20 protein-coding genes are annotated in these 25,477 nt (G+C 30.3%); 17 read left to right on the top strand and 3 right to left on the bottom strand.

Annotated features, from left to right (window positions below; translation table 11 throughout):
- Window positions 1-149: 149 nt before the first annotated feature.
- The 17 genes from CLCOS_RS17385 to CLCOS_RS17305 all read left to right on the top strand — a co-directional run bounded on the left by CLCOS_RS17385 (window position 150) and on the right by CLCOS_RS17305 (window position 22,837).
- Window positions 150-362 carry a helix-turn-helix domain-containing protein gene (locus tag CLCOS_RS17385; protein ID WP_063602548.1) on the top strand — a complete coding sequence of 71 codons (213 nt, stop codon included), beginning with the start codon at window positions 150-152 and terminating at the stop codon, window positions 360-362.
- 34 nt (window positions 363-396) lie between these two features.
- A complete protein-coding gene (locus CLCOS_RS17380) occupies window positions 397-1,305 on the top strand; it encodes a DnaD domain-containing protein (protein WP_063602547.1) in 909 nt (302 codons plus the stop codon).
- Window positions 1,306-1,391: 86 nt separating this feature from the next.
- The gene (locus tag CLCOS_RS17375; protein WP_063602546.1) at window positions 1,392-2,309 is read left to right on the top strand and encodes a hypothetical protein; all 918 of its coding nucleotides are present in this window, start codon (window positions 1,392-1,394) and stop codon (window positions 2,307-2,309) included.
- Window positions 2,310-2,726: 417 nt separating this feature from the next.
- The gene (locus tag CLCOS_RS17370; RefSeq protein ID WP_063602545.1) at window positions 2,727-3,026 is read left to right on the top strand and encodes a hypothetical protein; all 300 of its coding nucleotides are present in this window, start codon (window positions 2,727-2,729) and stop codon (window positions 3,024-3,026) included.
- 917 nt (window positions 3,027-3,943) lie between these two features.
- Entirely contained in the window at window positions 3,944-4,792 is an 849-nt protein-coding gene (locus tag CLCOS_RS17365) for a DUF2971 domain-containing protein (RefSeq protein ID WP_192847950.1), read from the top strand.
- 63 nt (window positions 4,793-4,855) lie between these two features.
- Window positions 4,856-8,119, top strand: a complete 3,264-nt coding sequence (gene hsdR, locus CLCOS_RS17360; protein WP_063602543.1) for a type I restriction-modification system endonuclease — start codon at window positions 4,856-4,858, stop codon at window positions 8,117-8,119.
- 3 nt (window positions 8,120-8,122) lie between these two features.
- Window positions 8,123-9,541, top strand: coding sequence for an N-6 DNA methylase (locus CLCOS_RS17355; RefSeq protein ID WP_063602542.1), 1,419 nt, complete (start codon window positions 8,123-8,125; stop codon window positions 9,539-9,541).
- Window positions 9,541-10,866 (top strand): restriction endonuclease subunit S, encoded by a 1,326-nt coding sequence (locus CLCOS_RS17350; RefSeq protein WP_063602541.1) that lies wholly within the window; start codon window positions 9,541-9,543, stop codon window positions 10,864-10,866. Before CLCOS_RS17355 ends, CLCOS_RS17350 begins: the two co-directional genes overlap by 1 nt.
- 268 nt (window positions 10,867-11,134) lie before the next feature.
- Window positions 11,135-12,994 carry an RNA-binding domain-containing protein gene (locus CLCOS_RS17345; RefSeq protein WP_063602540.1) on the top strand — a complete coding sequence of 620 codons (1,860 nt, stop codon included), beginning with the start codon at window positions 11,135-11,137 and terminating at the stop codon, window positions 12,992-12,994.
- Between the two features lie 161 nt (window positions 12,995-13,155).
- A complete protein-coding gene (locus tag CLCOS_RS17340) occupies window positions 13,156-13,638 on the top strand; it encodes a sigma-70 family RNA polymerase sigma factor (protein WP_242867041.1) in 483 nt (160 codons plus the stop codon).
- Window positions 13,639-13,677: 39 nt separating this feature from the next.
- Window positions 13,678-13,842 carry a YvrJ family protein gene (locus tag CLCOS_RS17335; RefSeq protein WP_023162382.1) on the top strand — a complete coding sequence of 55 codons (165 nt, stop codon included), beginning with the start codon at window positions 13,678-13,680 and terminating at the stop codon, window positions 13,840-13,842.
- An 83-nt stretch (window positions 13,843-13,925) separates the two neighbouring features.
- Complete coding sequence (locus CLCOS_RS17330) at window positions 13,926-14,150, top strand: DUF1659 domain-containing protein (RefSeq protein ID WP_063602539.1); 225 nt, start codon at window positions 13,926-13,928, stop codon at window positions 14,148-14,150.
- A 34-nt stretch (window positions 14,151-14,184) separates the two neighbouring features.
- On the top strand, window positions 14,185-14,424 hold the full coding sequence (locus CLCOS_RS17325) for a DUF2922 domain-containing protein (protein ID WP_063602538.1): 240 nt from the start codon (window positions 14,185-14,187) through the stop codon (window positions 14,422-14,424).
- Window positions 14,425-14,476: 52 nt separating this feature from the next.
- The gene (locus tag CLCOS_RS17320; RefSeq protein ID WP_063602537.1) at window positions 14,477-15,157 is read left to right on the top strand and encodes a peptidoglycan recognition protein family protein; all 681 of its coding nucleotides are present in this window, start codon (window positions 14,477-14,479) and stop codon (window positions 15,155-15,157) included.
- Between the two features lie 582 nt (window positions 15,158-15,739).
- Window positions 15,740-16,345 (top strand): PBECR4 domain-containing protein, encoded by a 606-nt coding sequence (locus tag CLCOS_RS17315; protein WP_063602536.1) that lies wholly within the window; start codon window positions 15,740-15,742, stop codon window positions 16,343-16,345.
- A gap of 704 nt (window positions 16,346-17,049) precedes the next feature.
- On the top strand, window positions 17,050-17,607 hold the full coding sequence (locus CLCOS_RS17310; protein ID WP_063602535.1) for an AlbA family DNA-binding domain-containing protein: 558 nt from the start codon (window positions 17,050-17,052) through the stop codon (window positions 17,605-17,607).
- Window positions 17,608-19,171: 1,564 nt separating this feature from the next.
- Window positions 19,172-22,837 carry a hypothetical protein gene (locus tag CLCOS_RS17305; protein ID WP_063602534.1) on the top strand — a complete coding sequence of 1,222 codons (3,666 nt, stop codon included), beginning with the start codon at window positions 19,172-19,174 and terminating at the stop codon, window positions 22,835-22,837.
- A gap of 203 nt (window positions 22,838-23,040) precedes the next feature.
- On the opposite strand, the gene CLCOS_RS22545 is transcribed toward CLCOS_RS17305, so the two are convergent.
- The 3 genes from CLCOS_RS22545 to tnpB form a co-directional block, all read right to left on the bottom strand.
- A complete protein-coding gene (locus CLCOS_RS22545) occupies window positions 23,041-23,181 on the bottom strand; it encodes a hypothetical protein (RefSeq protein ID WP_156496400.1) in 141 nt (46 codons plus the stop codon).
- Between the two features lie 302 nt (window positions 23,182-23,483).
- Window positions 23,484-25,025: an IS66 family transposase gene (gene tnpC, locus CLCOS_RS17300; RefSeq protein WP_063602533.1), complete on the bottom strand. Its 1,542-nt coding sequence runs from the start codon at window positions 25,023-25,025 to the stop codon at window positions 23,484-23,486.
- 87 nt (window positions 25,026-25,112) lie between these two features.
- Window positions 25,113-25,477: IS66 family insertion sequence element accessory protein TnpB (gene tnpB, locus CLCOS_RS17295; protein WP_082853644.1), on the bottom strand; the 365-nt coding region annotated here is incomplete at its 5' end.

Here is a 25,477-nt window from a genome sequence, read left to right as displayed (position 1 = left end):
GATGCTACTGGTAATAAGTTTATTGGAAAATATGATATTAATTTAGCTTAAATATTAGGGGTGAAGCAGAGATGCTGAACCTTATACTATATAAAAATCAAGCTCTCTGAGTTTTCGAGAGCGTACTTTTATAATATGGGGGGATCTACATGATTAAAGAAAGGCTCAATGAACTTCCACCGCTTATGACTGTAAAAGAGATGGCACAAGTACTTAGGATAGAAAGAAGTACTGCTAATGAAATTATTTACAGGGAAAACTTTACCGTAATTATGCTTAAATCCAGAAGGACAAGGATACTTAAAGAGGAATTGATTAACTGGCTTGAAAATAATACAGCCAAATATAAATTTAATGGATAGAAGGGGCATTATTAATTTTTAGGAGGATATTATAATGGCTAAGTACAGGCAGCTCCATACTGATTTCTGGAATGACGGATTTGTTTTAGATTTAACTCCCGAGGAAAAGTTTTTTTACATATACTTGATGACTAACTCAAACACTACACAGTGCGGCATTTATGAGCTTCCTAAGCGGATTATAGAAACCCAAACAGGTTATAATAGAGAAACAGTGGACAAACTGCTTCTCAGATTTCAGGAGTATAAGAAGATATATTACTTAGATGAAACAAAAGAAATAATGATTTTAAACTGGATTAAATACAATAAGCCTAATAATTTAAATGCTGTAAAATGTGTCAATAGAGAACTTAAAAATGTTAAAAACAAAGAATTTGTCTCACTATTTTATAAACAGTGTCTTAATGAAGAACTGGATATTGAAAGTATTTTTGATGGAATAGAGATAGAGAATTTTGCTGACTCTGGAAATGAAGACACAGAATTAAAAGAGCCCCTTACAAGCCCCTTGGGAGGGGCTTACAAGGAGCTTGTAAGTAAGGAAGTAATAAGTAATAAGCAAAAAATAATAAATAATAAGCAAGAAGTAAGGAGTAATAAGAGTGCAGGTGAAGAGACACCTTTTAACACCTATAGTACTGTGCTGGCATTTTTTGAGGAGAACATACACTCTGCAGGGGAAGCTGAGAGGGAGAAACTCCGCATGTGGAGCGGTGTTATAGATTGTGATGTAATTATTCTTGCAGTGGAGGAGGCTTTAAAGTATAATGCCAGGAATATAAACTACGTTGGTAGAATACTGCAGAGCTGGAGAAGGAAAGGCTTGAAGACTGCCAATGATGTTAAGGAGTATAAAAATATGCGGGATCATGGGGGAAAGTGCAGGCAGTATAATTTTAAGGAGCTTGAGAGGCAGCTGCTTGGATGGGGCGATGGATAATTTATACTTTTTGGGCTATTATGGTGTTAAAGGCTGATTTAGCATATAAGAATCAATTCGAATAGTAATTTGTAGAGGTGATTGGTGTGACTGATGATGAAAAGATATTAAAGCATGTACAAGAATATTGGGGAAATCTAAGTGAAGAAGTTGAGTATGATACATCTCTGAATGTGGTTAATATGTTCACTAAATATCCTTTTTTTAAGAAAAACAGTGCGAAAGTTAAGGAAAAATATTCTAGCTGTTATATTGATAATTTTGATATTAAACAAAACAAATGTAATAAGAAAACAAAATGTATGTATAGGAAAGGGAAAAAGTGTACGATAAAAGAGTTTGTAATCATTACCGAAAAAAATGCTCAATATAATTGTGATATAATGACTTCTCCAAAGACACCAATTCTTATGTTCTTATATGGAAAGACAAAATCGAAAATACAAAATAATAAAGAAGTAATAGATAAATTAACAGAAGTTGGTGGAATCGACTTTTTAAAATGTTCATATACACTAGGAAATGTTATTCCAGAATTGCGAGGATGTCTACAATTCAGAGCACAAGGTAATATGGATCAATGGGATGTTGCTATGTGGTATATTTATAAATATTATGCTTTAGAAAAGGAAAATGAAAAAGAAAAATCGGAGATAATTAAAAAACTGTCTACGAGAAAAAAATGTCAATCTAATGTCCGATATTGGTTGGATGACTTTGAAAAATGGGACAAATTTACTACAGAAAATTATCTTCAATCCTTTCTTGTCGGGTATGAAAGTGATAAAGCTATAAACAGTGGTAAATTAAATGAAAAATATCTTGCTGAAATTTCGAAGAATGAACCAATAATGTTTTTTGATAAGCGAATCGATAATCATGGAAAAATTACGTATCTACCGAATCAAAAAGATAAAACTTCATGGCAAACCTTTTTTTCTAAATGCAAAAATAGTATTGAAAATAGAACTGAATTGTTGAAAGTTTATGCAAGTAATATTTGAACATAGTTGGATGTAATTTCAGCTACAAATTCCAATTTAAAGTTGAGTAATGTAAATAGTAATTTTGTTTTAAGCTTTTCTTTGAAAATCAAATAGTGTGGTATTAAAAGATAAGAGTTATTAGAATATTAGACTAATTTAAAGAAAATATACATCTGAGGAAGCTATCTCCTTTAAATTAGGAAATGTCGAAAACAGCTGATATTTTAATTGCAATTAATCATTAAAAAGACTGATTATACATTATAAAAAAGATATCTATACATTATCTAAAATACCTTAGTATTAAAGATTTCAAGTTCTTTACATGTCGAAAGTTTTTTCTCTATTTTGAACTTTTACAGATACCTATCATTTTTTGTACAATTGAACCATAGGAATTAATCATTAAAAATTACAAAAAAGGAGAGATGAATCATGCATCAAAATATTGAAAAAGCTATAAAAGAAATAACAATAGGGGTACTTGGTGCAAAAAAATCAATACTTACTATACCATCGCAAGTGAACGACACTGTAGAGATTACAGTAGATCAAAAAGCACGTATTTATGTCGAAATTCAGAGAATAATGATAACAGCTGGCGTAACACCTAATAATCTAAATTTAGGATTAAAGGAACTTACCAGTGATTCCTCCAGATGCAGGGCGATACTGGCAGTAACTAACGATAAGGATATACAAAAGGCTGTAGACATTATTTGTAATCTTAATTAAGAATTAGATAAATATTTTAGGGATGTTGTACTAAGAAATTAGTACAACAGTCTCTTTCAATAATTTTAATTCTTTTAAAACAGATAAAACTGCTTGCTTTTAGGATATTTATTAAAATCTACTTACATTAAAAATTAAAAAATTTAAATAAAATCGCACATTCTGCATAACTATCTTACTTAGAGAACCTCCACATTTTCAATATTGTGCACAAAAAACACTTCAACTTAAAGTTAAATTCCAATTTAATGAGATGAAATAAATGAGCATAGAAGCAATTTACAATATAAATAGTATACGAAAGTATAAATCTAAAGAAATATCAATAGACATTCTTAACAAAATACCGCCTTTTAACCTGCATGATTAAGGAAGAAGGGCGGTGTTTATTATAGAAGAACTGCTCAAATCAGCCAGATCAGGCAACGAAAAATCTATGAATAAAATCCCTTAAAAGTTTACTTACTTCATAATCAAAAAGACAGGAAAATATAAAATATCGTCACTTCATATGGCTTTGAAGACTTATTTCACTGATTAGTATGTATTGCAAAATTTGTAGTATAATAAAAATATGTAAGCGTTATGGAAAGTATATCTATAAAATTGACAAATATTAAAAAACATTTATGCATGATGATTACTTTGGAATAGAAATCATGTTGTTTGTTTCTTTAAGTGAAGTTTAATTTTCAAACCCTGGTGAAGTAGTAGATTTTGAGCGGAATAAAGGTCCCATAATAATGCTTAATTGGTGAATTAATCAATGATTAGATAGATATAGAAAAGTATAATTAGGAAGAGATGATATAGAGTTGGCGAGAAAATTATATCATTATTGCAGTTTAGAAACTTTTATTTCAATAATATCGAACAAATGTATTAGATTATCAGATCTAAGCAAATCAAACGATTATATGGAAAGAAAATGGATAATAAGTATCATTGAAGAAGCGCTGGATAAATCACTTAAAGATGAAGGTATAATAATTGATCTTAGAGAAAAGTACTGGTATGAAGACGGTATTAATAATCATATTGAATATTTATTAAGTATGCTGAAATATAAAGTCATGGAATCAAGTTATATTGCCTGCTTTTCGCGAAAAGGTGACTTGCTAAGTCAGTGGAGAGCATATGGAGATGATGGAAAGGGAGTGTCAATTGGTTTTGACTCGAAATTATTGAGAAAAGTTAACAGTAAAAAGAATGATATTTATATAGAAGATATATTATATGATAAGGATGAACAAATTGAAGATATTCGACTTGCTGTTAATGACGCTGTAACATATATGAAGAACTTATTTCATGATGATGCTGTAAGAGTAAGTGATGATTTTAATAAGTATTTTATTGAAGAATTTGATGCTTTTTGTGAAGTGATTTGTGATGAACTAGAAATTTCAAGTTGTTATATGAAAAATCCAGCCTTTAAAGAGGAGGATGAAGTAAGAATATTTTATGTGCCGTTAATTAGTAGTGAGGATAATTCTCTAGCCATTCAAGAAGAACTTAGTAGAACAAGAAGATTTAGTAATTATGTTTTAAAACCAATAAATTTTCATGCAAGAAATGATCAAATCATAGGCTATGCTGATCTTTCATTTGAAAAATTAGTTCAAAAAAATATTATATCTGAAGTAATAATAGGACCAAGCTCTAGAGTTAACAAAAATGATATTTGTTACTTACTATCTAAATTTGGGTATAATTCAAATGATATATCAATAAATGAATCACAAGCTTCATATAGGCTTAGATGATTATATTACTGTATAATAAATATATCCTATAACATTATACCATTTTCAAAGGGGGGACATGTTATGAGTAATTTCGAATTCTTAAAGAAAAGGTGGCCTATACTTGAAAATTTAGGCAGGCTAGCAGAGAGAAATCTTTACATAGATTCAAATACTACATTTATGAAATGTGGTATGTTTGGAGAAATTATTGTTAAGTATATGTTTTCTATAGAACACATTGATGAGATACCAACAGTTTACAATAACAATCATAATAATAGAATTAAATTATTAAAGAAAGAAGATTTAATTCCAGAGGATATTGATACTATACTTAATATGTTAAGAATAAAAAGAAATTATGCTGCACATGAATGGTATGAGAATGTTGAAAAAGCAAAAGTTCAATTGGAATTAACTTATAAATTAGCTGTATGGTTTATGCAAACTTATGGAGATTGGAAATTTGAACCTAAACCTTTTGTAATGCCTGAAAAAAATCAGTATGGTGAAGATATTGGTGATATAGCAAAAGAATATGAAAAAAAATATAAAGCCTTAGAAGCAGAACTTAATGTATTAAAAGCAAAAGAAAAAGACAAAGAAGAGTTAGAAAAACGCAGAGAGCAGGGTAAAAAGGCTAGCAGAAAAATTGAGTTAAATGAAGCGGAAACTAGAAGGATAATAGATGCTCAGCTTCGGGGAGCAGGATGGGAAGCTGATACTACAACTCTTAGATACTCAAAAGGAACAAGACCTCAAAAAGGAAGGAACATAGCTATTGCAGAATGGCCTACATATTCAAAAGAAAAGGGACATGGTGCGGTAGATTATGCTTTATTTATTGGTAAAAAGTTAGTAGGATTTATAGAAGCTAAAAAGTATTCTAAGGATGTTGCAGGTACTATAGTAGAGGCTAAGGTTTATGCAAAAGGTGTAAAAGAGGAACATAGTGATTATGTAATTTCCAATTGGCGTAATTATAAGGTACCTTTTTTATTTTCTGCTAATGGAAGAAAGTATATTAAAGAGATTAAGGACAAAAGTGGAGTGCATTTCTTGGATTGTAGAAATTCTAAAAATAATGCTAAGGTTCTTCAAGGCTGGTATTCCCCAGAGAAACTTCAAAATATGCTTAATGAAAATTTAGATGATGCTAATAAAAACTTAAATGAATTAGGCTTTGATTTCTTGCAAAATGAGGATGGCTTGAGTCTTAGATACTATCAGGTGGAAGCTATAAAGGCAGTGGAAAAAGCAATTATTGAAGGAAAAGAAACTGCATTAGTAACAATGGCTACAGGAACAGGAAAAACACGTACAGTATTAGGACTTATATACAGAATACTTAAAGCTAATAGATTTAAAAGAATTCTTTTCTTAGTTGATAGAACATCATTAGGGAATCAGGCATTAGATACCTTTCAAGAAATTAAAATTGAAGACTTAAAAACTTTAGATCAAATCTATAATATTAATGGATTAGATGAAAAAATCATCGATAAAGAAACTGAAGTGCACGTAGCTACAGTACAGGCTATGGTTAAAAGAATTATATACAATGAAGATGAAACAAATGTACCTTCTGTAGGTGATTATGATTGTATTATAATTGATGAGGCTCATAGAGGATACACTTTAGATAAAGAGATGAGTGAAGAAGAAGCTGAATGGAGAGATAGTAGGGACTTTTTAAGTAAATATAAGAAAGTCGTTGAGTATTTTGATGCATTTAAAGTTGCACTTACTGCAACCCCAGCACTTCACACAACAATGATATTTGGAAAACCAGTGTACAATTATACTTATAGACAGGCTGTTATTGATGGATATCTTGTGGATCATGAACCACCACTTATTATAGAAACTGAGCTTACAAGGGATGGCATTCATTATAATAAAGGTGACAAGGTAGCAAAATATAATAAATTTACTGGTGAACTTATAAATGGAGCGGAAATAGAAGATGATATTGATTTTGAAATAGATCAATTTAATAGGAAAATAATTGTGGAGTCACATACAAGAGCTGCATTAGAAGAAGTTACAAAGTATATTGATCCAGAAAATGATGAAGGAAAAACATTAATATTTGCTGCAAGCGATGCTCATGCTGATATGATTGTTAGATTGTTAAAGGAAATTTATAAGGAAACAATGGGCGGCGTAGATGATGATTCTATTCTTAAGATAACAGGATCAATTAAAAATGTAGATCTTGAAATAAAAAAATTTAAAAATGAAGAATATCCAAAGGTAGTAGTTACAGTAGATTTATTGTCAACAGGAATTGATGTGCCTAGAATTGATAAAATAGTATTTTTAAGAAGAGTTAAATCGAGAATACTTTATGAGCAAATGCTTGGCAGAGCAACAAGAATATGTGATAGCATTAATAAAACTCATTTTGAGATATTTGATTGCGTACGATTATATGAAGCTCTTGAGGATGTAACTAATATGAAACCAGTTGCAGCAAATGAGAATACGAGTTTTAAAATATTAAGGGAAACTTTAGAGAGAACTGAAAACACTGATGAGAAGCAAGTAGCAGTAGAAAAAGTAATAGCAAAACTTCAAAGGAAAAAGAAGCTTATAGATGGAAATCAAAGATTAATATTTAAAAGCCTTTGTAATGATAAGACACCTGAAGAGTTTATAAAAAGTCTTAGAGAATCGGATATAGATACTGCTGCTGGTGAAATAATAGAAAATAACGCATTAATTGAATATTTAGATGAAAAGTATAGAAATGATAAAATAGTAATTGTTTCAGATAAAGAAGATAGGGTAGTGTCACATACAAGGGGATATGGTAAAGGCAAGAAACCAGAAGATTATATTGATGAGTTTAGAAAGTATATTGAAGAAAATAAAAATACTATTCAGGCTTTAGAAGTTGTATGCACAAGACCAGAAGATTTAACGAAGAAGTCATTAAAGCAGCTCAAAGCCATATTAGATAACAATGGGTTCAATGAGGAATATTTAAATACTGCCTGGAAGGATTTGAAAAATGAAGATATTGTAGCAGATATCATAGCATTTATAAGGCAGCAAGCTTTAGGCAGTCCCTTAGAATCTAATGAGGAGAGAGTTAAAAGAGCTATTAAAAGAATAAAGAGAGAATATTATTTGACAAAACCTCAAGAAAACTGGATTAATAGAATAGAAAAAGTTATGCTAAAGGAAGTAGTAATAGATACAGAAACATTAAATACTGGAAGCTTCAAATCTCAAGGTGGTGGATTTGATAGACTCAATAAAAAGTTGTTTAATGGCAAATTAGGAGAGATAATAAAAAAATTAAAAAAATATATGTTCTACAATAAGGAGATTAGCTAGATAATGAATACACAGGAAATAGTAAGCAAACTTTGGAACCTTTGTAACGTACTAAGAGATGATGGAATAACTTATCATCAATATGTAACAGAATTAACATATATTCTTTTCTTAAAGATGGCAAAGGAAACAGGTACAGAGGATAAATTGCCAGAAGGTTATAGATGGGATGATTTAAAAGTTTATAGAGGAATGGAACTTAAGAAATTTTATAATAAATTATTAAATTATCTTGGAGAAAAGACTACTGGGATAGTGCAAAAAATATATCAGGGATCTGCAACAAATATAGAAGAACCAAAAAATCTAGAAAAAATAATTAAAACTATAGATGGATTAGATTGGTATTCAGCAAAAGAAGAAGGACTTGGAAACTTATATGAAGGATTACTTGAAAAAAATGCATCTGAGAAAAAATCTGGTGCAGGACAATACTTTACTCCAAGAGTATTAATTAATGTTATGGTGGAACTTATTGATCCAAAACCAGGTGAAAAATGCAATGACCCTGCAGCAGGAACCTTTGGATTTATGATTGCTGCAGATCGTTACATGAAACAGAAAACAGACAACTATTTTGATTTAGGTACAGAACTTCAAGAGTTTCAGAGAACTAAGGCTTTTTCTGGCTGTGAATTAGTTCACGAAACACATAGATTAGCCCTTATGAATGCTATGCTTCATGATATAGAAGGAAACATAATCCTCGGAGATACTTTAACAAATACAGGAAAGCAGATGAAAGACTTAAATGTTGTGCTTTCAAACCCTCCATTTGGAACTAAAAGAGGTGGTGAAAGAGCAACAAGAGATGATTTGACTTACATGACTTCAAATAAACAATTAAACTTCTTGCAGCACATATATAGAAGTTTAAAAGCAGATGGAAAAGCAAGAGCAGCTGTGGTATTGCCAGATAATGTACTATTTGATCATAATGATGGAGCGAAGATTCGTGCGGATTTAATGGATAAATGTAATCTACATACAATATTACGGTTACCTACTGGTATTTTCTATGCTAAAGGAGTTAAAACAAATGTGCTTTTCTTTACTAGAGGTACTAGTGATAAAGACAATACTAAAGAAGTTTGGATATATGATTTGCGTACCAATATGCCTAGCTTTGGAAAGACAAATCCTTTAAAGAAAGAGCATTTTGAAGACTTTATAAAGGCTTATACTTCTGAGGATAGAACAAAGGTGAAAGATGAACGTTTTTCGGTATTTACTAGAGAAGAAATAAAAGAGAAAAATGATAACCTTGACCTAGGTTTAATTCGTGATGAAAGTGTATTAGACTATGAAGATCTACAAGATCCAATTGAAAGTGGTGAAGAAATAACTTCACAACTTGAAGAGGCAATGGATTTAATCCAAACTGTTGTAAAGAAACTAAAGATTTTAGGCGGTGACAGGTAATGGCAAAGGCAAAGAATAAAAAATTGTCATTAGAGGAACTTCTGGAAGAAGCTATTGTTAAGGAAGAAGATAGACCTTATGAGGTGCCAGAAAATTGGGTGTGGACGAGTATAACTAATTTATTTGAGAATCTAACAAGTAGTAATAAAAAAATTAAGAAAAAAGACTATTTGACAGAGGGCGATTATGCTATTGTAGATCAAGGTAAAGAACTTGTTGGAGGCTATTCAACAGACAGAAATTTAATTTTTGACGGTGAGTTACCAGTTGTTGTTTTTGGTGATCACACGAGAATAGTTAAATATATTGATTTCCCATTTATTCAGGGTGCTGATGGTGTTAAGGTTCTAAAGGCACTTAGTGGAGTATATGATAAATTCTTTTTTTATTTATTAAAAAACATTGAAATACCAGATTTAGGATATAGGCGACATTTTCCACTCTTTTCAAGCTTAATATGTCCGCTTCCTCCTCTTCCAGAGCAACAGCGAATTGTAGAAATCATTGAATCATTATTTGTGAAGTTAGATGCAGCAAAGGAGATGGTGCAAAATGCTTTAGACTCCTTTGAAAATAGGAAGGCTGCAATTCTTCATAAAGCTTTTACAGGAGAATTGACGTCTAAGTGGAGAGAAGAGAATAGTGTTAGTTTGGAGAGTTGGAAACAGGTAATATTTGAGGAACTTATTAAAACTGGTCCACAAAATGGACTTTATAAGCCCCAAACCGCTTATGGTCAGGGTTGTATGATTGTAAGAATTGATAATTTCTATGATGGAACTATAAATCCATGGTATACGCTGAAGAGACTATTATTAGAAGAATCTGAGGAAGAAAATTATGGGTTAAAAAATGATGATATTATTATAAATAGGGTAAACAGTATTCAATATCTTGGAAAATCTGCACTTGTAAGAAATCTTGAAGATTCATGTGTTTTTGAAAGTAACGTAATGAGATTAACATTGACTGAAGATGCTATACCCGAATATATTATTAGATATTTAAATTCTAATCTAGGACTAAGAGAGTTAAGAAAAAATGCTAAGCATGCTGTTAATCAGGCTAGCATTAATCAAACAGATGTTAAAAATGTAATAGTGATTATTCCGTCAATAGAAGAGCAACAAGAAATCGTTCGTATTCTAGACAATCTTCTAGGTAATGAACAACGTGCAAAAGAACTTTGTGATGTTATAGAAAAAATAGATTTAATGAAAAAAGCTATTCTTGCAAAAGCTTTCCGTGGAGAACTTGGAACTAACAATCCGGAAGAAGAAAGTGCCTTTGAATTGTTAAAAGAAGTTTTAAAGGAAAAGCTTTAAAAAAAAAACATAAACTAAAAAGCTACTGATTAATTATAAGTCAGTGGCTTTTTAGTTTTTAAAATCAAAAGGAATATTAATTGAAAAATGAAACTGAATAATATAAAATTAATATAATAATATGGATTAAATGTAATTATTATATAAAAAATATATATTATAATGTAAATAATTATTAATGACTTTTAATTAAAACAATTGATATAATTACAGTACAAGAAGGTTATAAAAATGCGGACTAAGATAGATAACCAGTGGAGGTTAGGTTATGAATGAAAAAGAATTACTTGAATTAATACAGGATGATGAAAATGCCGAGCTTGAGTGTAAAAAATCAGAAAAAAACTTACCTAATGACTTATGGAAAACTTATTCAGCCTTTGCTAATACAAATGGTGGTATTATTTTACTTGGAATAGAGCAAAAAGGTTATAATTTTTTCGTAAGAGGTGTTCAAGAAGTCGGAAAAATATTAAGAGATTTTTGGAGCATAATAAATAATATAAATAAAATAAGTTCAAATATTTTAAGAGATAGCGATGCAGAAGTAATAGAAGTAGATGAAAAAAAAGTAATAAAAATATTTATTCCAAGGGCACATAGAAGGCAAAGACCTATTTATTTAGGATCTAATCCAATTATAGGAACGTATAGACGTAATTATGATGGTGATTATAAATGTTCAGAAGATGAAGTAAAAAGGATGCTGGCAGATCAATCCGATTTTTCACAAGATGAAAAGATATTAAGAAATTATACTTTGGAAGATATAAATAAAGAATCATATGAAAGATACAGAAAGAGGTTTAGTATATTAAAGCCAACACATCCGTGGATTAATTTAGATGATAAAGAATTTCTCTTAAGAATAGGTGGCTGGGGAAAAGATAGAGAAAATAATGTTGAAGGATTGACAATTGCTGGATTGTTAATGTTCGGGAATGAATGGGAGATTACTAAAGAAGTACCAGAATATTTCCTTGATTATAGAGAAAAAAGTAATAGTGAAGATAATACAAGATGGAATGATAGGGTTACATCTCAAGATGGAACTTGGAGCGGAAATATTTTTGACTTCTATTTTAAAATTATAAATAAATTAACAGAGGATATTAATATTCCCTTTAGACTTAAAGGAATTGTTAGGAAAGATGATACATCAGTTCATGAGGCATTTCGTGAGGCACTTGCTAATGCACTAATACATGCTGATTACTATGGGAAACAAGGCATAGTGATTGAAAAGTATGGAAACTACTTTAAATTTTCAAATCCGGGTGAACTTAGAATTTCTGTTAAACAGGCAATTCGAGGTGGTATTAGTGATCCAAGAAATAAAAATGTCTTTAAAATGTTTTCTTTGATTGGTATTGGTGAGAGAGCAGGATCTGGCATTGAAAATATATATAAAGTTTGGAATGAACAAAGCTGGAGAAAACCTGAAATTATAGAAAAGGTTCAGCCGGATAGAACCATAATGATACTTAGGACTATTTCTTTATTACCAGAGCAAAGTATTTTAGTTTTAAAAAATACATTAGGAGAGAATTTAAAAAGTTTATCTAAAGATGAAGTAGTAGCTCTTGTTGCAGCACTTGAAGAAGGTCAAATAACTAATACTAGACTTCAGATATTAATAAATAAAAACTCTATTGAGGTAAATAAAATATTAAGCTCATTAATAGATAAAAAATTATTAAAAACGGAAGGGCAGCGAAGAGGCACAATATACTTATTATCTAATATGTTTAATCACAGCAGTTATTTAAATGAGAACTCCATAAATAGTGAAATGAACTCCATAAATAAGGAGCTTAACTCCATAAATAACAGTGATAACTCCATAAATAATAATGAAGATATACAAAAAAAATTAGTTAACATAGCAAAAAAAATAGAAAATAAAAAGAGAGTAAATTTAAGTCTTATGGAGGATATTATATTAGAATTATGTGAAGTTAAACCTATGAAATTAAGTGAATTGGCAAAATTATTGAATAGAAATGGTGTAGGTCTTAGAAGTAATTATTTAAATAAATTGGTTAAACAAAATAAATTAAAACTTTTATACCCAGGACAAATTAATCATCCTAAACAGGCATATGTAACAGATAAGTCAGAAGATTAGGAGAGTATAATTTATTTAATGGTATGATTTGACAGATAAATGTTTTCCATTATGTCAAAAAATGGTCAGCCACTGCCATTTTACCTGTATAATCAAATAAAAAGGCGGTGGTTACCATAGAAGAGCTTGTTAGAAAAGCCAAATCCGGCGACAAAAACTCCATGGATTGTATCATTGCAAAATTCAGCTGCTTCATAATAAAAAAGGCATGCAAATACAATATTCCTTCCTATGACTTTGATGATCTAGTGCAGCATGGATACCTTTCTGTAATAAAAGCAGTAAAACTCTACAAAATTGGAAAAGGCTCTTTTACAACTTACTGTACAAATTCCATAGTAAATAACTTCAATGCCCTTTTGAAAGGCCAGATAAAACACTTTAGAGAAGTACAGGATGAAGGGGTGCTGTCAATTCAGCCCTATGACTTTACCCTTGAGGATGAAGTTATTGCATTTGATCAAGCAAAAAAGATAAAACTTGCACTTTGCAAACTTCAGAATATAGAAATAAAAATAATTAAATCCGTATACATGGAAGGCAGAACCCTTAAGGAAACCGCTGAAATGCTTAATATAAAATATAGACATGCTATAGAAATAAAAAAATCTGCCCTAAATAAACTGAACAAATATTTGAAATAGCATATATATTTTTATAATGGCAGGGGGAAGGTGATATTTATGTATGACCAGCTGGTTAGTTTAATCAGCACCGTAGGGTTCCCAATAGCAGTTAGTATATATTTGCTCATAAGGTTTGAAAATAAGATTGACCTTTTAGTCAAATCTATTGAAGATTTAAGAGAAGATATATCAGCCGTTATAAAAAACCAGGAGAAGAAATAGGTAAAAGCCTATTTCTTTTTTTCTGCACTAATTTTTTGAAAGGCATATATATAAGTAAAAGTTAAAGAAAGGGGCGAATTGTTATGGCAGCAAAGTCAACAAAGCTTTCAAGTACGCTTTCTATTGTAGAAAAGACAGGGCTTAACAAACAGGGTAAAGAGATACTTAAGAAAGTTACACTTGGCAAGATTGCAATGGATGCAGCAGATCAGGATGTATATGATGTAGTAAAAGCTGTAGGTGAAATACTGACTTATCCTGTAAATGAGATTCAAAAAGTGGAGAACACTGTAATTACTAACGCCTAGTTAGTGGACAAAAATCAGGAAAGGAGGAGTTTAAATGGCAAACAGACTTAATATGAGGTTTACTACCGAAGAGGAAGGCAAATATTTTTCACTGAGTGTAGACAATGTAAAAGAAGATGCAAATGGACAGCCTTCAGTTACCCAGGAACAGGTCGCATCTCTCATGGATCTTATAATTGCAAAGAAAATATTTGTTACTAAAAATGGTGCATTAGTTGGCAAGAAGGATGCTAAGGTTGTAACAACAGACACAAAAGAATTTGAAATGAAATAGATCATAAAGGTCCTGCAGATGTGCAGGACCTTTAAATTTAGGAGGCAGCATTTTGAACATAATAAATTCTAATTTGAGATTTAGGAGTACTTTAGCCTGGGGCAACAACCCAGAAGTAGTTGTGCTCCACCATGCAGGTGCAAAAGTGTGCAGCATAGAGGATATCCACAGGTGGCACCTTGAAAATGGATGGTGCGGCTGCGGTTATCACTATCTTGTGAGGAAAAACGGTACTATATATACGGGAAGAAATGAAAAGGCTGTAGGTGCTCATTGTCCAGGATATAATTCCAGATCTATAGGTATATGTGCTGAAGGAGATTTCAATGTTGAGGTTATGGGACAAACACAGTACAGTGCATTATTAGAATTAACCCGCTCCATGTTAAGCAAATATGGAATAAGTAAAGTATATGGTCACAGGGAGCTTTATTCTACTGATTGTCCTGGAGGAAATTTTCCATTAGATAGGATAAGAAGTGAGGCTGCAGGAAGCAGCGGTAGGTTAGTTTATCCAGGATATCTTATAAAGATGAATCCTGGTTTGGAGGATAGTAATGTAAAAGCTGTTCAAGAAAAGCTTATGATCAGAGGCTACAGCGTTGGAAGATGCGGTGCTGATGGATTCTTTGGAGGGGGTACTCTGGAGGCTGTGAAGAGTTTTCAGAGAGACAGCGGACTTGCAGTTGATGGCATTGTTGGAATTAATACGTGGAATAGGCTGTTTGGATAAATTAATACCAGTATAAAGAATGTTGGTATCATAAAAATGATGCCAACATTCTTTATACTATCACATCAAAACCGTAAGGTTTATCTATAATTTTTGCATTCTTATCATATCTAAGGAGATACAGTGACATATATATCCCCTGTACTCCCAAGTAAATTACTATGAATATATACTATATACCATTATTTATAAATTATGTTGCACTTGATAACATGATTACTCCTTCTACCACAACTTGTAACGCAATATTGAGAAAAAATTTCTTTATTTCTTTAAAAAATTTTTAAAAAAACTTGATTTATATTTTATTATATGCATATAATATAGTATAGAAATAAATCAAAATTTGAATATTTTATTATACAAATTTAATTATTTGTATAATAACTGATAGAAAATAGGCAACAGAGTGTGTCTATTAAACGTTGAAGCAAATGTTCGTTTTAAGATGCGGGATTTGTGGAGTTTTATAAGGGTTGTTTGTTTACCACAACTTAAATAGGGCAACCGAAAGAAAACATTCAAAAAATAGCACTGCAATTGCAGTGCTATTTTTTATTAAAAATTATAGGGGATCTATATATGGACAAATTAAAAAAATGTGCTGTAATATTTAAATATTTGCTGAATATACAATATAAAATAAAATTAGGGAGAAAAGGAAAGCTAACAGAATTTAATATAAATTTTAAAGAATGTGATTTTCACCATTTAGTTGGATTACAAAAACTTAAAGATATATCTCGTTTAAAGGCTAAAAGAGAGAAAGTATTTAATGACATTTTAGAAGATAGAATATCATATGAAATGATAAGTTCAAGTCCCTTTTTTGAAAAAGATGAAGGAAAGAACATAATAGGAATAAAAGAAAGAATAGATTATTTTTTACATATTACGGAGTTACTTGACAGTAACAATATTTATTTTAAATATAGCCAAAATAGAAATGCTTCGTCTAACATACAATGTGAATATATACTGGAAAATAAATATCTTGAACGAATAGTTTATATTCTTTTGGACAAACGTACAGATTGTGACTATAGGTATTGTAGATCTTTTTTTCCAAAAGATAAAAAGGATTATATAATTAGACAAACTAGAATGACTTTATTATATAAAGAGAAAAAGAATTTGTTGTCAGGTGAAAGTATTGTACAATTAAATAAACTTAAAAAGGATTTATGAGTTCTACATAATATATGGATTGATTATGTACGTGTAATCTAAACATGGGTAACAAATAGTAGAAAAAATAATTAATACAATTTACAGTATTTCTAATTTATGAAGCTATGGCCAAGCTTTAAATTTTCACATACTCAGAATAAAAGCTTGGCCATAGACAAATTTAATGGTATGCCTTGCCCCAATCCCAGGGAGTCTTCCTCTTAGGTCCTATAATAGTCTCCTTGCAGTCGAAAGGAAGCTTTGGACAAGCTATTCCTTTTCACTGAATTAATACATCAAAAATTCCATATCATATTAAATCTAATTTGCAAAAATAATCCTGCAGCGTTCAAAACAAGAGCATGTCCAAAGAGAATAATTATAAAAAGTATAGTTTTATTTTCTTTAATAGTTTAGAAGTTGAGAAAAATGTTATTGAATTAATATTTACAATATTATAAAGGAATTTTATCTTTAATATAGAATATATTATTTACAATATCTTCAATCTACTTGAAACAAAGTAACTTTTACTTAACACAAGAGACTGATTGCTTGAAAGCAAATATATTATTATATATAAGATAAATACTAGTTTTTAGCGCTATTTATTATAAGAAATCCTTACTATCTTATAATAAATATAGATTTACTTAACACTAAAGTTATTTTACTTGAAAGTAATATAGGGATACTTGAAACATAAAGGAGGGATCTTTTAAGTGAATATTAAAATGCCAATAGAAGAAATAATAAAAATGGGAGAAGGCCAGCATTTTGATAGAAAGTCATCCAAAATACAAATAAATGAATTAGCAGAAACTTTAATTGCTTTTGCAAATGCAGATGGAGGTACTATAGCTATAGGAATTGAGGATGGGAAAATATTAGGTATAAATGATCAGGCAAATATTAGGATAAATGCTTTTATTCAATGCAGCTTTGATGAGTGTGTACCACCTGTTGAAGCAAATTGTGAATTTGTAGATGTAGTTAAAGATAATGGCAAGGAAGATAGAATACTTCTTATTCACGTTGAGGCAAGCATAGATGAAGTACATAAAACTGTATCTGATGAAGCTTATTTAAGGGTTGGAGATGAAAATAAAAAGCTTAATTTCGAACAAATATTAAACTTAGAACATGATGAAGGTGGAAGGCTTTTTGAAGATGAAATAATTGCAAAATGTACAATTGAAGATTTAGATGAAACTGTACTAAAAATTTATGCAGAAGTACTTAAATCATTTCCAGAAGAAGTAAGGAAGATCCTAGAATAACAGCAGTAGGCGTTTTATTATTTACAGAAAGTACAAGCATATTTTTATCCAATGCAAGAATCAGATTTTTTAGAGATGAAGGTATCAGTGCGGAAGTTGGAACAGGTATGAACATTGTAAAATAAGAAATGATAGAGGGATCGTTCTTAAAACAAATAGAGATAGCTAAAAATGTAGTCAAAGCACAATCCTATGAACGGAAAGTTTATTACTGTTTCTGAGTATCCAGAATTTGCATGGTAAGAGGGCATAATTAATGCTGTTACTCATAGAGAATATAATATATGAAGCTGTGGCCAAGCTTTAAATCTTCGCATACTCAGAATAAAAGCTAGGCCACAGGCAAAAATTTAATGGGATGCTCCGCCCCAAAACCCAGGCAGTAATCCTTCGAAGTCCTATAATAGGCTCCTTTCAGTTGCATGGAAGCTTTGGACTAGCTATTATTTTTCACTATGTTCAAAAAAATAGCTAGTCCAAAGGCAAACATGATATTCTATTCAATAAATCACATCATAATAAAGTATATTCTACTCTTGTAATAATATATAATACTAATCCTATAAATTATGAAAATATCATATGATAAAAAATAAATCCTGATTTATTAAGTTCAACTAAATTAGATATAGATTTTAGGTCATAAAAGAAGTTAAACTCTTACACAAGTAAAATTGGTATTACATATAATTCACATTTTATATATTAGGGCACTTTAACTGCCACCCAAAAAAGGACAGGTTCCTATCTAGTATTTCTAAGCTTTTATAAGTTCTTCCTTTATCCGGACCTTCTAAAAGCAAAGAAATACACGATTTTAACTAGGCCTTTATTTGGGTACCCGGCAGAGTGTAGAGGGGTGAGACATGCTCCCTGCAGAAACCTTTCATGTACAAGCATTAAAAAGACATGTCCATATAAGGTTTCGCAGCAAGGCAGGTCCACCCCTTTATGGTATTCCTTTGGGGTCTTTCGCTTGTGCTACTTCGCTAAACAAAGGGAGATTTAACGAAAGTACAAGCTTGCAGCAGAGCCTTTGGTAAATTCTTTAGGGTCACAAGCTTGATACAGTCGTCAAATCTATTGTTTAGCGAAATAAACAAGCGTTTGGGGGAGCTTTCACAGGTCTTTATATGCATGGAAGTTTTAGACAGCTTTTTAAAATATTTTTAAACAATTTGTAGTATATAGGCGAAAGGGTGGACATGCTTCTAACACTCGGCCAGGATATGAGTATTATGTAGAAATTGCTTATATGGCCAGCGTTACAAGGCAAGTCCACCCTATGTAAATTGTTTTTGTATTTGTATAGAATAATGCTTATTTTGTAAGTATAGGTAATAATATAGATTTATGTTGTATAATTAGGATATATAATCTCATTGTACAGATGTGTTATATTAAATTCATTGTTGCAATGAAATGAAATATTATTCCGATATTTTAAGCATTGGAACAATAGTAACGTATATGTGATATTTGAAAATTTATTGAATTTTATATAGGACCTTAACATAATGAAATTAATGTATGTTATAGTTACTTTAATTAATGGGGGACGGAAATGAGTCAGATACATTTTGAAAAACTTACTCCAGTTAAAGATGTAGATCTGAGAATATATAATGATGCATTGAATTTTGTATTTGAAAATAATGATATTAGAAATGTTGCTGTCTCTGGTGCTTATAGTGCTGGAAAAAGCAGTGTTATTGAGTCATATAAAGAAAAACATAAAGAATTGAGTTTTTTACATATTTCACTTGCAAATTTTGAAACTACTGAACAGCAAAGTATTGAAGATAAAAACAATAATGCTAGCTCAAACGATACTGAAACAGATGCTAAAAAAGATAGTGATAATTCAGTTGTTAAAGAATTAGTATTAGAAGGAAAAATACTTAACCAATTATTACATCAAATAGATGTGTCTAAAATACCTCAAACAAATTTTAGAGTTAAGCAAAAAATATCAGAAGAAAGTATTTTTCGGATAACCTTAAAAAGTATAATCTTTATAATTTTTGCTCTTCATATTTGCTTTTTCTCTAAATGGTGTAATTTTGTCAGCAGTTTAATGCAATTTAAATTTTTAAATTTTCTTCAGATAACAACAAAGAGTATTAGCTTGCTATTTAGTGGATTTATAATATTTAGAATAGCGTGCATTGCCATTTATAATTTAATAAAAATACAAAAAAATAAAAGTATTTTTAAGGGCCTTAAATTTCAAGGAAATGAAATAGAGATATTTGAAAAAAGTGATGAATCTTACTTTGACAAATATTTAAATGAAGTTCTATATCTTTTTGATAATGCAGATGCAGATGTTATTGTATTTGAGGATATGGATAGATATAATATAAATCAAATTTTTCAGCGTTTACGAGAGATAAATGGTCTCATAAACTTAAACCGCACAAAGGAAGATAAAGATCCATTACGTTTTTTTTACTTGATTAGAGATGATATTTTTGTATCTAAGGATCGAACTAAGTTTTTTGATTTTATTATACCAGTTGTACCTGTAATAGATAGTTCAAACTCTTATGATCAGTTTATTTCTCATTTTAGAAAAGGTGGAGTTCTTGAAAAGTTTGATCAACATTTTTTACAAGGAGTTTCGCTGTATATTGATGATATGAGGATTCTAAAAAATATATATAATGAGTTTATGGTGTATTACAACAAAATTGGAACAACAGAACAAGATTATAATGAACTTCTTGCAATTATTATTTATAAGAATATATTTCCTCGCGATTTTAGTGATACTCAGATAAATGTTGGATTTGTATCTACTTTATTTAATAATCAGAAAGAAATCATTGAAGATAATATCAATAGAATTGATGAAAAAATTCAAGAACTCAAAGAAAAAATTGATTTGTGTAATAAAGAACATTTACGAAATGTTAATGAAGTAGGTATGATATATTGGAAAAACAATGACTATGGTACAAGAATTCCAAATGTTAGTAGCCCTGAATATGTTAAACGAAAAGAAATAGTTGATATAATTAAAAATAATCAGATTGGTGATTTGAAAAATCAAATTACAGATTTAGAATTAAAAAAATCAGAATTAAAGAATAAAAAAATTAGAGAACTTATTACAAGAGAAAATGTTGATACAGTTTTTAACATTTGTTATAAAAATTTTCTTGGAGAAAAAAATGATTTTAAAGAAATGAAATCGAGTCAGTACTTTGATTTGATAAAGTATCTAATATGGAATGGTTATATTGATGAAACTTATGAAGATTATATGACCTATTTTTATCCTAATAGCCTTACAATAAATGATAAAAAGTTTTTACGTAGTATAACTGATAAGAAAGCAAAAGAGTGGACATATAGAATTAATAATCCTAAACTGGTACTTTCAAGATTGAGAGAAGTAGATTTTCGCGAAATAGAAACTTTAAATTTTTTTTTGTTTGCTTATATTTTAGATACTGAAAGAAACAATAAAAAGTATTTAATTATATTTATTAATCAATTAAAAGAAGAAAAGTATTTTAAGTTTATGAAAGAGTACTTTAGTAGTGCACCTAGTTTAATTTTATATGTACAATCAATCAATAAATACTGGCCATCTTTTTTATCTGAAATCATAAATTGGTATGAATTCTCTTATGAGCAGAAAAAAGAATATATTTTGATAACGCTCTATTATTGTGACAATGAAATTGTAGATAATATCAACAATGATAATTTTCTATCTACAACTATAGCTTCTGATCCAAAGTTTTTAGAAATTAAAAATCCTAGAGTCGAAAAACTTATAGATGAGTTCTCAAGATTAAATATTAAGTTTAAATGTCCAGATTATGAAGAATCAGATAAGGATTTATTTGAAGCCATTTATCAGCATAAATTGTATGAATTTACATTTGAAAATATCTCATTGATGTTGGAGCATATTTTTAATATTCAAAATAAAGATGATATTCAACATAAAAATTATTCACTTATTGTAGAAGATCCAGAATCAAAATTGTTTCAGTATGTAAATGAAAATATTGACCAGTACATGACAATAATACTTGAAAATTGTGGTGATACTATAACGGACACTCCAAAAGCGGTACAGGAACTTATAAATAATGAGGATATTGAAATTTCTAAGAGAACAAAATATGTAGAGTTTTTGCAAACACAGTTAGAATTACTACAGGATATTAAAGATATAAATTTCTGGGACTTATTTTTACAAAAAGGACTGATAAAGTATTCTGAAACTAATATTTTACAGTACTATTTCAAAAGTGGTAAGGGATTAAATGATATTCTGATTAATTTTATTAATATTGGTAATAAAGATTTTAAGCTGTCATTAAATGAAATTGACTCAAAATTTGGCGAAAAATCAGCATCATCATTGTTTGATGATGTAATTATTTGTAATAGTCTTATTGATGATAAGTATAGAAATATTATTGCGGAGTTAAGATATGAGTATTCTAATTTTTGTATTAAAGAAATATCAGAGCGAAAAATAAAAATTTTAATAGAATTAAGAACCATTAAAATGACTGCTGAAAATGTTAGATTTATGCGTACCACTTATCAATCTCAATTTATATATTTTATAGAGCACAACATTTCTGAGTATATAAATGATGTAATTGAGAAAGAACCTATTTCTAATGATGAATTACTTTGTATTTTAGATTTAAATATAGACGATAGTTTTAAAATTAATTTAATTTCACATACTAAGAAACCTATATCGGTTATATCTAAGAATTATTCAGGTAATGTGAAAAAATATATATTACAGCATAATTTTAATATATCAGAATTATTACCTCTAATAGATAATTATGAAAAACAAAGTGATATGATAAAAGAAGTTCTAAGAGAGTTATCTGAGAAATATATTGGTATTATTATCAAGAATCATATTGAGTTAGCAATTGGTTTATTTGAATTTTTAATTTCAAAAGAAGATATACCAACTGAAAATAAACTTATTCTTTTAACAGCTAATATAAATAAGTTTTCAAAATCAGAGTGTGAAGGCTATATTAAAATAATTGGTTCTAAAGAATATGAGAAGATATTTACTAAAGGTAGGCCTAAATTTGAAGTTACTGAAATAAATAAAAAGTTATTGGACGAGTTTAAAAGTAAGAATTGGATTTCAGATTTTTATGAAAAAGATGGAGTATTTAAAGTTAGGCATAGAAAATTGAAAAGCAATTTAGAAACATCTGTACTTTAATACTATAAGTTTTGTAACTGCTATATACATTTGATATATTCGTAACTACCTATGTGATTATTATGCTCCATTATAACCGTAGGTTCATATTATTGAAACTATCGGTTCACAATAAAGAAACCACCTATTCACTTATAAGCACCGCGCCCGAAGGTGGCACCTATATAATTAAGTTTGTTTTGCCGAGAAATGTTCTCTCATGTTTATGCTCCTGTATCAATACGAATAGATTTATGTACAATACGGTCTAAAATAGTATCAGACATAGTCAAGATGCCTTCAGCCCCATATGAGCTTAACATTAATCTTATTAGCCATATGTCTGGTTCCTTTTTGATAGCCACTACGTGTTTTCAGCAATTATAAACTGCATAATTTAGCGACCTAGTATATACCAAATATGCATAACTAAATTATTGAAAATAAAATTCATATACTATCAGTATGCAATATTCTTTGAGCCTTAATTACCTAAATCATATTATCTAAAATATGTCAATGGTGCGATAGCACCTGGAAGGCTTACCATTGATAGATTTTAGATAATATGACACAATCTTGTGAGGCTCAAAGAAAGTAAGCGATAAACTACCCAGTGTATAAATATAAAAAATAAACGACCATTCATTAAAATGGTCGTAATTTATTATGCTTTCTTTTTGCAGGAAGACTGAACCCATGGATCCCAGGGCAAGTATTCTTCCAAGAATTCAGGATGTGCCTCAAATTGAACACCTGGTAAACTTTTAAACAAAAACTTGAGATAACTATAGGGCTCAATACCGTTAGCTTTAGCCGTTTCAATTATACTATAAACTGCTGCACTGGCTTCAGCTCCCCTTGGACTTCCACTGAAAAGCCAGTTTTTTCTTCCTATCGTAAATGGTCTTATGCTATTTTCTGATAGGTTGTTTGAAATGGCACAATTTCCATCCATCAGATAGTTCATAAATCCTTCTTTATTCTTTACTGCATAATCTACTGCCTTACCTAGTCTTGATTTTGGAAGACAGCTCTGTTTTATAGAATTAGCCCAACTCCAAAAGACCTCAAGAATCGGTTTTTCCGTTTCAAGACGCTTCATTTTTCGCTCATCAGGTGTAAGATTCACAAGTAGTTTCTCTTCTGAAAAAAGTTTATTGCAAAAGTCAATTCCTATTGCCGGAAGTGTAGCTTCTGGACTTTTTATGTCTTTGGGAAGTGCTTCAACAAAATACCTTCTAAGATGTGTCCAGCACAGGCATCTTATTACTCCAGGTACTTTATTGTACCCACTATAGCAGTCGGTATGAAGGTATCCTTTAAAACCCTTTAAAAATTTTTGTGGACAATTTCCACTTCTTGAAGGCTTGTAATCAAACAACCTTATAGGTGTCTGACTGCCTGCATACGTACTGTATACCCACATATAGGATTCAGATGTATTTTTCCTTCCAGGTTCCATAAGTACCTGTACAGGTGTCTCGTCTGCATGCAAATATTTTTCTTCAATAAGTTTCTGGTGCATCAACTTTGTAAGTGGTATCAGCCAATCTCTAGCTGCAACCATAATCCAGTTACTCATCGTTGTACGGCTTAGCTTTACCCCCAGTGACTCCCATTCTTTCTCTTGACGGTATAGTGGAAGGGCATCTACAAATTTCTCATACATGATATGGGCAACTGTAGATGGTGAAGCCATTGAATGCTGTACTACAGGGTACGGCATTGGTGATTTCTCTATATAAGGCAATCCTTCTTTTCTGCATTTCCTACATTCGTAAGATTCCCGGTAATAGTCAATAACACGAACTTTTGCTGGAATAAATTCTAATTCCGTGCGGATAAATTCTCTGCCAATGCTTACTAGAGATGTTCCACATTTTTCACAGAAACGTTCGTCTTCTTCAAGACCACAGATTACTGTATCATGGGGAATATCTTTTAGAAGTTCTGCCCGTTGTCCATTGAATTTCTTACGTCGGTAGTTTGCTACTTCTCGTAATGTTGGTTCTGGCGCAGACGGCTTACTTTCTGTTTCTACTTCATTAAAAAGGTTTATCTGGCCTGCAATTACAGACGTTTTTTCACTGCTCCTGCCAAATAACTTGTGTGTTAAAAATTCAACTGTCTCATGGAGGGTTTTATTCTCCTTCTCCAGTTGTATTATGCGATTTTTAAGCTCTAGAATTTCATTTTTGGTATACATAATTGAGACAGTTCCTTTACTATTTTTTATATCTATTATTATACCATGAATTTCTATAAAACCGCATGATTTCAGATTTCTCTGACACTAGAGGGCATTTTGTACATCTACCTTTTTTACAGCCTTCGGCTGATTCAATGACAGTCCTTCCATGAGCCACCGAAATTCCCGAGGAGTTATGCATTTTACTGCCTGTGCATCCTGTGGCCACTGAAAACACCCATTTTCTAATCTTTTATAAAGAAGTACAAAGCCATCGCCCTCCCAATATAATGCCTTCATCCTGTCTCTTTTCCGGCCACAGAACAAAAATAAGCTATTTTGAAATGGATTCAGCTCAAAATTCTGCTGTACAATTGCAGCAAGTCCATCAATGGATTTTCTCATATCTGTATATCCAGTTGCAATATATACCTTCTCTGCTTTTGAAATATCACCCAACATTTCTGAGC

The sequence above is a fragment of the Clostridium coskatii genome, from assembly GCF_001675205.1.
GTDB lineage: Bacteria > Bacillota > Clostridia > Clostridiales > Clostridiaceae > Clostridium_B > Clostridium_B ljungdahlii.
Note: the sequence above shows the minus strand (reverse complement) of the source record. Positions and strands in the feature narration are given on the sequence as shown.